This is a genomic window from Christensenella sp., from assembly GCF_034927525.1.
In the GTDB taxonomy this organism is placed as follows: domain Bacteria; phylum Bacillota; class Clostridia; order Christensenellales; family Christensenellaceae; genus Christensenella.
The window spans coordinates 1-11,224 of sequence record NZ_JAYFPU010000376.1 but is presented as its reverse complement, the minus strand read 5'-3'; the positions used below and the strand labels follow the sequence as shown (position 1 = coordinate 11,224).

The following is an 11,224-nucleotide window of genomic DNA, read 5'->3' as shown; positions in this document are numbered from 1 at the left end:
AGACCCGCTGTCCATGATCCCTGCGGCGCTCTTTGGTACGGTCGCGAACATCATGGTGGGTGCGAACCTGCTGCCGGACGCATTGCAGGCGGGCTTGCTCGAGTATGTAAACGTCTGGGGCATCATGATGATTTTGATGGGCGCAATGGCGATCATCAACATCAACCGCATACGCAAAAAATATGAAGACCGCGATTTCTCCAAGCATTATGGCAGGGTGCTTTTCTATACGATACTGATTTTGGTACTCGCAGGAAATCTCCTGATGCCGATCTGCGCGTACATTTTCTAGGAGAAAGCTTATGCTGCGGGAAAGTATTTACAAACTGATCAAAAAAGCCGGGCACGGGCAAAGAGCCAGCAGAGTATATGATATTTTTATCATGGCGGCGGCGCTTTTAAGCCTGACACCGCTGATGTTTAAGGAATCGAACAAAATCCTTGAAACCATCGACGTCGTTACGGTGTATATCTTGTTTTTCGATTATATTTTCCGTTGGATGACGTACGATTATCAAAGCAAGCGCAAAGCGCCGGGGGCGTTCGTGCTCTATCCGTTCACGCCGATGGCGATCATCGACCTTGTGTCGTTGCTGCCCTCGCTCGGTATCCTCGGACAGGGTTTCCGTATTTTGCGTCTGCTGCGTATTTTCAAACTGTTCCGCTACTCGAAAAGTTTTTCCTATATCGCCAACGCCTTCAAAAAAGAAGGCAGGACGCTGTGGTCGGTGGTGCTCATTGCGGTATTCTATATCTTTGTATCCGCGCTGATGATGTTTACCAACGAGCCGCAGACGTTCGATTCCTTTTTTGACGCTCTTTATTGGGCGACGACGGCGCTCACAACAGTCGGCTATGGCGACATCTATCCGGTCACCGAGCTTGGCAAATTCATCAGTATGGTCTCGTCGCTGTTCGGCATCGCGGTCATTGCGCTTCCGGCCGGTATCATCACCGCCAGCTTTGTAGAGGAGATCAATCTCGATAAAGCGCGCAGGGCAAAGGAACTGGAAGCGGAAGGAAAAGACCCGGACGAAGTGGATAACACCTCCTCCCTTGAGCGTATTTTAGGAGACGAAGAAAAGGAGGAAGACGCATGAAACGCTTTGATCTTGCTAATCTCGATGTAAAGTGGCGTTACCTCATCATGATGGTCATTTGCGTGGCGCTAAACGAGGTACTTTACCTTCTTGCGCAGGCCTTCGGGCTCCCTTTGTGGCTCGATCTTCCGGGCACTGCCTTAGCGGCGCTTGCGCTGGAGCCTGCGGCAGGTCTTTTGGTGGGGCTGATGAACGACTTTTTCATCGCGGTCACGTCGCTTGATGCAAGCGCCATCCTGTATTACGCCGCCAGCGCGGCGGTCGCGCTCATCGTGGGCATCAATATGCGCAGGGAGGATAAACCCTTGCGCCGGCGCATACTCACAACGATCCTGTATGTCATCATCGCCACAACGGTGATCGCTTCACTGCTCACGCTTTTGCGTAACGGCGGTGTCCCTGCGGATAACGTGTGGGAGATGCGCTTTTACAATGCTGCGCTTGCGTGGGATTGGTCAAACGTCGCGGCATGCTTTTTCGCCACGTTTTTGGTCAAGGTGTTCGATGCGTTCGCTACGGCGGGAATCGTTGCGCTGTTTTACCGTTTTATGCCAAAAGCGCTCAAAAACCCTTTGCAATTGTACAAGGTATAGATCGATCCGGTTTGATCATAATAACGATCCTTTCAAAAACAGCAGAAATTATCATGCTGTTTTTTTCTTGCTTTGGTAAACTGAAAAAACCAAACAAGGAGGGAAATAGCATGATATCGATACAGACACGAACGGCAGAACTTGCAGGTACCAACTACGAGATCGGTTACCAGTTGGGTAGTATAACGGCAGGAATACCGCCGCTCAAGGCGGCGCATACGCAGGCAATGCCCGGTTTTTCACGGGAAAAGACAGAGGAAGCAAAAAAACTGTTTGACCAGTGGTGTCCGGGACTCACAGAGGAACTGACAGGCTTTGCCGATGCACTTCATGTGTCGAGCGAACAGGTCTTTTATTATGGCATGACCTACCTGATCCCGCAGTGCAGCCACATCGCGCTGCTTCCCGGCTCGACTGCGGAGGGCAAGCCGCTGCTCGCCCGCAACTATGAATTCAATCACAATATGGAGGATTTCTGCCTGGTAAAAACATCCGCCAAGGGCAAATATACCCACATGGGTACAAGCGTGCTTCAGTTCGGCCGCGATGACGGCTTCAACGAGCACGGCCTCGCGGTCACCATGAGTTCCTGTGGTTTTCCGGTGGGGCCTATGTCCTATATGCGCGCCCCCAAGTTAAGAGGCCTGCAATTTTGGGCGGTGATCCGCGCGTTGCTGGAAAACTGTAAGGACGTGCAGGAAGCGCTTTCCTACTTAAAAGAAATACCCATCGCCTATAATGTCAACATGATCCTGCTCGACCGGGCGGGCAACGCCGCACTGGTAGAGACGCTGGACGGACGATACGCGGTCAAACAGATCGACGGCGCGTCAAAAGAACAGGCGCTGTGGGCGACAAACCATCCCGTTCTGCCCGAGCTTGTGCCATACGAGCCAAAGGCGCTGGTGCATTCTGCCTGCCGCTGCGAGTGGATCGGGCAACAGGTAAAATCCACTGCAAAGTTTTCAAAGGAGCAGTTAAAAAATATGCTGCTGTCAAAATATCCGGACGGCCTGTGCTGTCACTATTATGAGGAGTATTTCGGCACGACAAAAAGCATGGTCATCTCCCCCGCAGACGGGACGGTCGAGCTTTGCTGGGGCGGCAGGGAGCAAAATGGCTGGAATACGTATGATATAATGGAACCGCTGGGAAGTACGATGCGCGAGATCGGCATCACGCCCAAGCATGCAGACCCGAAGATATATAAGGAACAACCGATCAAATGACCCTGAAAGGAGTAGAAAGTGGATTACCGGAAGGCACTGGAGCAAGCCGTTATATATATTGAAAGTAATCTAGGCGATAGCATCAAAGTAGAAGATGTTGCGAGCGCCGCCGGGTATTCCTACTATCACTTAAACAGGCAGTTCATCGCCGTACTGGGTGAGAGCGTCGGCGGATATATCAGGAAGCGGCGTCTGGCCGACGCCGCAAAAAACCTGATCTATACAGACCGTAAAATCATTGATATCGCGATGGAGAACGGGTTTGAGTCCGCAGAAGCGTTCAGCCGTGCGTTCAAGGCGGTGTATCTGATAAATCCGCAGACCTATCGCAGCAACAGGCTGGATGCGTATGTCGGGGCAAAGGAACGGCTGGATACGGGGCTGCTCGACCATCTGGCCCGCAATGTCACGGTGCATCCGCGGGTCGTAGAGATGCCGCCCGTCAAAGTGGCGGGTATCCGCGGGGAGACTACCCTGCGCGACAACCGGCTCCCGGATCTGTGGCAGGATTTTTTTAAGGTCAGCCCACAGATTCCCAATCAAAAGAAAAATGCGTTAAGCTTTGGTATCTGTGAAGCATGCCACGAAAACACACTGTACAGCATGACCGACGAGGTGCGTTTCACAGAGGTTGTGGGTGCGGAGGTAGGGTCGTTTGACGGACTGCCGGATGTCTTTGTAAAAAAAGAGCTTCCGGGCGGGCGCTATGCGGTATTTACGCACAAAGGTACGCTGCGACTGCTGCCGCAGACGTTTGCCTACATCTGGGGCACATGGTTTTTGACCACAAAGCAGGAGCTCGACTGGCGGGAAGATTTTGAACTGTATGACGAGCGCTTTTTGGGGTACGATCATCCGGATTCACAAATCGACGTATATATACCGGTCCGATAAAATTCTCAACTCTTAACACATTTTGGCCTGCACGGATGCTATAATAGAAAGAAAACCTATCCGGAGATCGATTTGGCAGGAATATTAGAGCAACTGAACGACAAACAAAGAGAAGCGGTACAGGCGACAGAGGGCTATGTGCGCGTCATTGCGGGAGCCGACAGCGGTAAAACGCGGACGCTTACTTCGCGTTACGTTTATCTGGTGGAAGAGCTGGGCGTGTCCCCCGGAAAAATCATGTCCGTCACCTTCACCAACAAAGCGGCGGGCGAGATGAAAAGCCGCATCCGCAAAATGCTTGGAGATGTGGATACGGGCTTCATCAGCACCTTCCATGGCTTTTGCCTGCAGGTGCTCAAGGAGGATATCCATCGGCTGAATTATCCGCAGTCCTTTTCGATCATGGACGAAGTAGATCAAAAAAGCCTGCTCGAGGAGATATACCACGAGCTCGGCCTCAACCTGCGCGACTATACCTTCCGCGATATGCTCAAGGTGATCGACGTATTCAAAGCGCCGTATGCGTATGTCGGACAGGTCACAGAGCCGGATGAAAGGAAAGCGATCCAATATTTTTCCAGCTTCACGCGCGACATGAAGGATCGCATTCTGGGGAAATACGTTCAAAAACAACGCCGCAACTTTATGCTCGATTTTGATGACATCATCAATTATACGCTGTACCTGTTTACCCGTTATGCGGACGTTCTACAAAAATGGCAGCAGCGCCTGCAGTACATTCAGGTGGACGAATTTCAGGATGTGGACGCAAAGCAGGCGCAGCTCGTGTATATGCTCTCTAAGGAATACGGAAATCTGTTCGTGGTGGGCGATCCGGATCAGACGATCTATTCATGGCGCGGCGCGGACGTTCACATTATCCTCGATTTCGACAAAGAGTTCCCGTCAGCCAAAACGGTCTACCTCAATACAAATTACCGTTCCACCCCGCAGATCCTCGGGGTGAGCAACGACCTGATCTCCAAAAATACGGCGCGGCTGAAAAACGTGCTGTGCGCTGTGCGTGAGGATGGCGCAAAAGTGTATTACAAGCATACAAACTCTACTGTTGCGGAAGCCGCTTATGTCGCGCGTACGATCCGTTTTCTGATGGAAAGCGGGGTCAAGCCCTATCATATCGCGGTGCTTTACCGCGCACACTATGTGTCCCGCAGCCTGGAGGAAGCGTTCGTCAAAGAAGATATCCCCTACTCCCTTTTCAACGGCGTGGAATTTTATAATCGCAAAGAGATCAAGGATGTCCTTTGTTATCTGCGTATGCCGCTTGCCTTTGACGATATCTCCTTCCTGCGTACGATCAATACGCCCCGCAGAGAGATCGGCCGCACACGCCTTAATTTTCTGACAGAATACGCGGAAAACAATAATGTGAAGCTTTACGATGCGCTGAAAGATAATCTTACGCACGAGAAGATAAAAAACACGAAGGCACGACGTTATGTGGAAGTGATCGAACATTACGCAGAGCTTGCGGACAACATAAGCGTTTCAGATTTTGCAGACGGCCTTCTGCGGGAGTCCGGCTACGAAGAAATGCTGATGAAAAATGCGGATCAAAACCGCATCGACAATGTCAGTGAATTAAAAAACGCGATCCAGCAGTACGAATCGACCGCGGGCGAAAAGGTGTCGCTGGGCGATTACCTGAGCAAAATTTCCTTGTTTACCAATCTGGATGTGATCGAAAAGCGCGAAAGCGTAAAACTAATGACCGTGCATACGGCAAAAGGGTTGGAATATCCATATGTCTTTGTGGTCAGCCTAAATGAAGGGATCTTTCCTTCCAGCCGTGTACGCAGCAGGCAGGAGATGGAGGAGGAGCGCAGGCTTTGCTATGTGGCCTTTACCCGCGCCAAAGACAGCCTCTTTATCGTGGATGCCGAAGGACGCAACAACGACAGCAGCTATCGTTACCCCTCCCGCTTTATTTTCAATGTAGATTTTGACAAGCTCGAGATCGATGGCATACCAGATGAGCAATTCCTTGCCCAAGCGAAAGCCTATATCGGGAATTTGGAAAAAAGACTCAATAGCCCGCAACTATCTTTTCGAGCCGGCGACAGGGTGACACACCCTGTCTTTGGCAATGGGGTCGTCGTGCGTGAAACGGATAAAAGCTACGAAATCGAATTCGAAACGATAACAGGGCACCGGGATATCGATAAGCAGTACGGGAAACTCAGGAAGCTGTAAATACAAGGAAAGCCTTGCCGCCGGGTTGGTTTGTTTTTTACTGTGAAATCGGTTTAAAATAAATCAACAGTTTTTTTAAAATAAATGAAAAATGAAAAAGGAATAAAGGAAGCCCTATAGAATATATTAAATACGGCTAAATTTTTAAAACGATATTTGCAAGCATTTGCAAAACACAGAAAGGCGAGGTTTTTATGATGAATATTGATTTGAGTCAATACGGAATTACAGGGGTAAAAGAGATTGTTCGCAATCCTTCTTACGAGAATTTGTTCGAGGAAGAAACCAAATCGACCCTCGAAGGGTTTGAAAAGGGTCAGGAAAGTGAGCTTGGCGCGGTAAACGTTATGACCGGTATTTATACGGGGCGTTCACCCAAAGACAAGTTCATTGTCATGGACGATACTTCAAGGGACACGGTTTGGTGGACTTCTGAAGAGCAGGTCAATGACAATCGCCCGCTCAGTGAGCAGGCATGGGAAACGGCAAGAAAAATCGCGATGGAAGAGCTTTCCGGCAAAAGACTTTTTGTTGTCGATGCATTCTGTGGCGCCAATAAAGACACACGCATGTCGATCCGTTTCATTATGGAGGTTGCGTGGCAGGCGCATTTTGTTACGAATATGTTCATCACGCCTACGGCTGAAGAATTGAAAGACTTTAAGCCGGATTTCGTTGTATATAACGCGTCCAAGGCAAAAGTCGACAACTATAAAGAGCTGGGCCTGAATTCCGAAACCGGAATCCTGTTCAACCTCACCAGCCGCGAGCAGGTCATCCTGAATTCCTGGTACGGCGGTGAGATGAAAAAAGGTATGTTCTCCATGATGAACTACTATCTGCCACTCAAGGGTATCGCGTCGATGCATTGCTCGGCAAACACCGACTTGAACGGCGAAAACACTGCCATCTTCTTCGGACTTTCCGGCACAGGTAAGACTACGCTCTCGACAGACCCGAAGCGTCTTCTCATCGGGGACGACGAGCATGGCTGGGACGACAAGGGCATCTTCAATTTTGAAGGCGGCTGCTACGCAAAAGTAATCGATCTCGACAAAGAATCCGAGCCGGACATCTACAACGCAATCAAGCGCGACGCTCTTCTGGAGAATGTTACGCTGGACGCAAATGGCAAGATCGATTTCACTGATAAGAGCGTGACGGAGAATACGCGCGTGTCCTACCCGATCGACCACATTACAAACATTGTAAAGCCGGTTTCAGCAGCTCCGGCAGCGAAGGATATCATCTTCCTGTCTGCAGATGCTTTCGGCGTTCTTCCTCCGGTATCGATCTTAACGCCGGAACAAATGCAGTATTATTTCTTGTCCGGATTTACGGCAAAACTGGCTGGGACGGAAAGAGGGATCACAGAGCCGACGCCGACTTTCTCGGCATGTTTCGGAAAGGCCTTTTTAGAGCTGCATCCGACCAAGTACGCAGAAGAGCTTGTTAAGAGGGCAAAACAGAACAACTCAAAAGCGTATCTTGTGAACACGGGCTGGAACGGTTCCGGAAAGCGTATCTCCATTCGTGACACCCGCGGCATCATCGATGCGATCCTTGACGGTTCCATCGAAAAGGCTTCGACTAAAATGCTGCCGTACTTCAATGTCGCGATCCCGACAGAACTGCCGGGCGTAGATACAAAGATCCTTGATCCGCGCGATACCTACGCAGATGCTTCCGAGTGGGATGCAAAAGCAAAGGATCTGGCACAGCGTTTTGTGAAGAACTTCGCAAAATATGAAGGGAATGAAGCGGGGAAGGCACTGGTTTCCGCAGGCCCTCAGCTATAAGCGATCAAAATACAGAAGTTTAAAAAAGGTTGCCTTATTAAGAAGCAGCCGAAAAGCGAAAAAACAGGTAAGTACATGATGTACTTGCCTGTTTTTTATATTCCATAAAAAGAAAAAATAAAGGATAATAAAAAAAGAAAAAGTAGTTTGGAGGAACCAGAAATGAAGAAGTACATTAGAAAAGCGGATATTGCCACTTATCGCTCTTACCTTATATCGGAGGAAAAAAGCACGGCCACGATCGAAAAATATATGCGGGATATCATGAAGTTTTGTAAGTTTGCCGCGGGACACGCGATCACAAAGGAACTGACGATCGCATACAAGGCACTACTATCCACAGAACATCTGACGGCAAGCGTAAATTCCATGCTGGTAGCGACTAACGGATTCCTTCTATTTGTGGGATGCGCAGATTGTCGGGTCAAACTAGTCAAAACACAGAAAAAAATGTTTTGCAAAAATGATCAAGAACTTACAAAAGAGGAATACCTACGGCTTGTAAACGCGGCGGAGAAACATGGAAACGAGCGTATGAGCCTCATATTAAAAACACTTTGCGGGACAGGGATGCGTGTGTCCGAACTTTCGTATATTACCGCGGAGGCCGTATACGCCGGACGAGCTGAGCTTTGCCTGAAGGGAAAGACGCGCAGCGTATTTATCACAGGGAGCCTGAAAAAGCAATTGATTCGATATATCAAGAAAAAAAATATTCGATTCGGTGCAATATTTGTTACAAAAGGTGGCAAGCCGGTCAACCGTTCAAATATCTGGAGAACCATGAAAATGTTATGCGTATACGCAAAAGTAAACAAAAAGAAGGTATTCCCGCATAATTTACGCCACTTGTTCGCGAGAACATTTTACCGGGTCAGAAAAGATATCGCGAAGCTGGCGGACATCCTTGGGCATAGCAGCGTTGAAACAACGCGCATCTATCTGGTGGAAGCAGGAGAAGATCACGCACGGATTGTTGCACGAATGGGGTTGGTCGTCTGAGTAAATAAAAATACTACATAATGAATATTATGTAGTAACCTATCGTCCCAAACGGCCTAAAATATATCAATATATCATTTCTAATCCTCATTAAAACATATTTTTCCAAAAAATACAATATTAAGCAAGTTGTTTTATATACAAAATTGCCTTATACCTTCCCCAAAAGGGTGAACAAAATAAAACAAAAAACTCATTTTTGTCAAAAATTCATCTGAAATCCGATGGACTATTTTTCTTTACCCTTTTTTGTTACCTCATACAAACATATTCACTACATAATATTCATTATGTAGTTCCGAAAAGTGTTTTTTATGGGCATTCGGGTTCCGGTCCGAACCACAAATACGTCTATCTCACTACGCATAGCGAAATAGGCAGTTACAACGCCAAAACAGGTAGTTACAACATCGGCAGGGACAAAAAGATGCAGGTAGTGGTATTTGTTAAAGGGACAAGCCTGCTGGAGAGGAAATGAGGGGGATAAGTGATACATTACTTCGATGGTATTAAAAAAGGAGAGTTGCTTGATGCAGATATTGATTTGCGATGATGACACTCTGTATATGGCACAGTGTCAGTCACAGCTTCAGAAGCTTGCCGTCAAGCATAAAGTCGAAACGGAAGTGCAGCTCACCGGATCAGGAAGACAGCTTTTGTTTCTTTCCGATAATAAGCTGGCAAAGCTTGATTTGATTTATCTGGATCATCATATGCCCGGCATGAGCGGAATGGAAACAGCGCGAGAGCTAAGGGAGCGCGGGATATGGGCGGATATTGTTTTTTATACCATTGACGAGTCACAGGTACTGAATGCGTTTGATGTGGAGGCGTTGCACTTCATTGTAAAAAACAAGACCAGTGATGAGAAATTCGAACAGATATTTTTGAAAGCTGTAGAACGCAGCCGAAGACGAAATATAGAAGTGATATCGCTTTCCTGTGTGGGAGACCATAAGAATATTCCAATTCGGGATATTATGTATTTTGAGGTGATGAACCGGATCGTAACGGTCCATTTCAATGAAGGCAATAAACGAACTTTGTTTGAATTTTATTCCCCGCTATCGAAAATAGAAGAATTTTTGTTTGGAAAGGGCTTCTTAAGAATCCATAATTCCTATCTGGTTGCGGAGAAGTATGTTAACAAAAAAATAAGCAAAGAGTCGAGATGACAACAGGCGAAATTTTTCCAGTTGGGAAAAGCTATCGCAAAAATATTCAATCGTGAGAAGTGGGAAATTACAGCGTCCGCCGATACGACTATGCACGCAAAGAAAGGAGCAAGCGGGTGTATAAAAAAAAGCTGGCTGGCATGATAGCTTTATTTACAGCGCTTTTTTTATGCTGCTGCACGCTCAGCGCGTATGCGTCAGGCACGCCAGAAAACGGCGACCAGAGCAATACGGCAAGCCTTACCTGTTCGGAAGAATTTTGTGTTAATACGGACGGTGGTTGTCCCGATGGGTATTATGCAACGATCTACTTCAAGAATTGCGACCTCATGGAGATGAAATGGGATATTGCATCCGGCGTCATGCTGCGACTTGCGCATATAAAAACGCCGGTGAGAGAGCATTACATATTTGACGGATGGTATCTGGATCAAAAATGGACGATCCCTTTCCTGATTCCAGACGACCCGCGTTATAGTGAGCAAAAGGTGTACGAGGATATAACGCTGTACCCAAAATGGAAGTTGGTCGAGAACCCGGAGCCGACAACAACGCCAGAACCGACAACAACGCCAGAACCGACGGCAACGCCGGAACCGACGGCAACGCCGGAGTCGACAACAACGCCGGAGCCGACAGCGACGCCGGAGCCGACAGTAACACCGGAACCGACAGTAACACCGGAGCCGACAGTAACACCGGAGCCGACAACAACGCCGGAGCCGACAGCAACACCGGAGCCGACAGCAATGCCGGAGCCGGTTGCGGGAACCGAAAACGATCCCGGCGAAGGGCCGCCAGAAGGTCAGAGAGGAAGCGATATGCTGGAACCGGTTATGCTGTGTGTATGCAGTGTGATTGCGGCGTCTTTGATATGTGCCATTACGTCTGATTTAAGAGTGCTGCATTGGTATGAGCACAAGAAAAAAGCAAAGAGGTAACCGTCATGGAATGGATATTGATCGGCATTCTTATTATTGCGATCCTTGCCGGATCAATAATCAAAATGGTACTGCGGCGAAAGCTCAAGAACATTGATGGGATGAATGGAACGCATGTGAGCGATCAAAACAGGATCGAAGAAAATATTATTGGCAAGCTTGGCAACGATGAGAAGCATTAACAGGCGGCTACGAAGGAGAAAAGCAATATGAAAAAACGAGGAAAACTCAAAGTCGTATTATCGCTTTTGATAATGATAGCGATAATTGCGGGAAC

The 11,224-nt window shown here is 48.2% G+C and carries 10 protein-coding genes and 1 pseudogene; all 11 read left to right on the top strand.

Going from position 1 to position 11,224, the window contains the following annotated elements; all coding sequences use genetic code 11:
- A pseudogene (locus VB081_RS14835) lies at positions 1-292 on the top strand (hypothetical protein); the annotation flags it as partial.
- A 10-nt stretch (positions 293-302) separates the two neighbouring features.
- On the top strand, positions 303-1,100 hold the full coding sequence (locus tag VB081_RS14830) for an ion transporter (RefSeq protein WP_323401544.1): 798 nt from the start codon (positions 303-305) through the stop codon (positions 1,098-1,100).
- Positions 1,097-1,693: a hypothetical protein gene (locus VB081_RS14825; RefSeq protein ID WP_323401543.1), complete on the top strand. Its 597-nt coding sequence runs from the start codon at positions 1,097-1,099 to the stop codon at positions 1,691-1,693. The genes VB081_RS14830 and VB081_RS14825 overlap by 4 nt, the downstream gene beginning before the upstream one ends.
- Before the next feature lie 110 nt (positions 1,694-1,803).
- Complete coding sequence (locus VB081_RS14820; RefSeq protein WP_323401542.1) at positions 1,804-2,922, top strand: C45 family peptidase; 1,119 nt, start codon at positions 1,804-1,806, stop codon at positions 2,920-2,922.
- 18 nt (positions 2,923-2,940) lie between these two features.
- Positions 2,941-3,816, top strand: coding sequence for an AraC family transcriptional regulator (locus VB081_RS14815; protein ID WP_323401541.1), 876 nt, complete (start codon positions 2,941-2,943; stop codon positions 3,814-3,816).
- Positions 3,817-3,888: 72 nt separating this feature from the next.
- Positions 3,889-6,030: an ATP-dependent helicase gene (locus tag VB081_RS14810; protein ID WP_323401540.1), complete on the top strand. Its 2,142-nt coding sequence runs from the start codon at positions 3,889-3,891 to the stop codon at positions 6,028-6,030.
- Positions 6,031-6,224: 194 nt separating this feature from the next.
- The gene (pckA, locus tag VB081_RS14805) at positions 6,225-7,829 is read left to right on the top strand and encodes a phosphoenolpyruvate carboxykinase (ATP) (RefSeq protein ID WP_323401539.1); all 1,605 of its coding nucleotides are present in this window, start codon (positions 6,225-6,227) and stop codon (positions 7,827-7,829) included.
- Positions 7,830-7,991: 162 nt separating this feature from the next.
- A complete protein-coding gene (locus tag VB081_RS14800; RefSeq protein WP_323401538.1) occupies positions 7,992-8,831 on the top strand; it encodes a tyrosine-type recombinase/integrase in 840 nt (279 codons plus the stop codon).
- A gap of 530 nt (positions 8,832-9,361) precedes the next feature.
- Entirely contained in the window at positions 9,362-10,006 is a 645-nt protein-coding gene (locus VB081_RS14795; protein WP_323401537.1) for a LytR/AlgR family response regulator transcription factor, read from the top strand.
- 140 nt (positions 10,007-10,146) lie between these two features.
- A complete protein-coding gene (locus tag VB081_RS14790) occupies positions 10,147-10,947 on the top strand; it encodes a hypothetical protein (RefSeq protein ID WP_323401536.1) in 801 nt (266 codons plus the stop codon).
- Between the two features lie 5 nt (positions 10,948-10,952).
- Positions 10,953-11,129: a hypothetical protein gene (locus VB081_RS14785; RefSeq protein ID WP_323401535.1), complete on the top strand. Its 177-nt coding sequence runs from the start codon at positions 10,953-10,955 to the stop codon at positions 11,127-11,129.
- Positions 11,130-11,224 lie beyond the last annotated feature (95 nt).

Excerpts from the sequence above, each read along its gene's own strand:
- VB081_RS14830 (WP_323401544.1), top strand. The coding sequence starts at position 303 with ATGCTGCGGGAAAGTATTTACAAACTGATCAAAAAAGCCGGGCACGGG.
- VB081_RS14825 (WP_323401543.1), top strand. The coding sequence starts at position 1,097 with ATGAAACGCTTTGATCTTGCTAATCTCGATGTAAAGTGGCGTTACCTC.
- VB081_RS14820 (WP_323401542.1), top strand. The coding sequence starts at position 1,804 with ATGATATCGATACAGACACGAACGGCAGAACTTGCAGGTACCAACTAC.
- pckA (WP_323401539.1), top strand. The coding sequence starts at position 6,225 with ATGATGAATATTGATTTGAGTCAATACGGAATTACAGGGGTAAAAGAG.
- VB081_RS14800 (WP_323401538.1), top strand. The coding sequence starts at position 7,992 with ATGAAGAAGTACATTAGAAAAGCGGATATTGCCACTTATCGCTCTTAC.
- VB081_RS14795 (WP_323401537.1), top strand. The coding sequence starts at position 9,362 with ATGCAGATATTGATTTGCGATGATGACACTCTGTATATGGCACAGTGT.
- VB081_RS14790 (WP_323401536.1), top strand. The coding sequence starts at position 10,147 with ATGATAGCTTTATTTACAGCGCTTTTTTTATGCTGCTGCACGCTCAGC.
- VB081_RS14785 (WP_323401535.1), top strand. The coding sequence starts at position 10,953 with ATGGAATGGATATTGATCGGCATTCTTATTATTGCGATCCTTGCCGGA.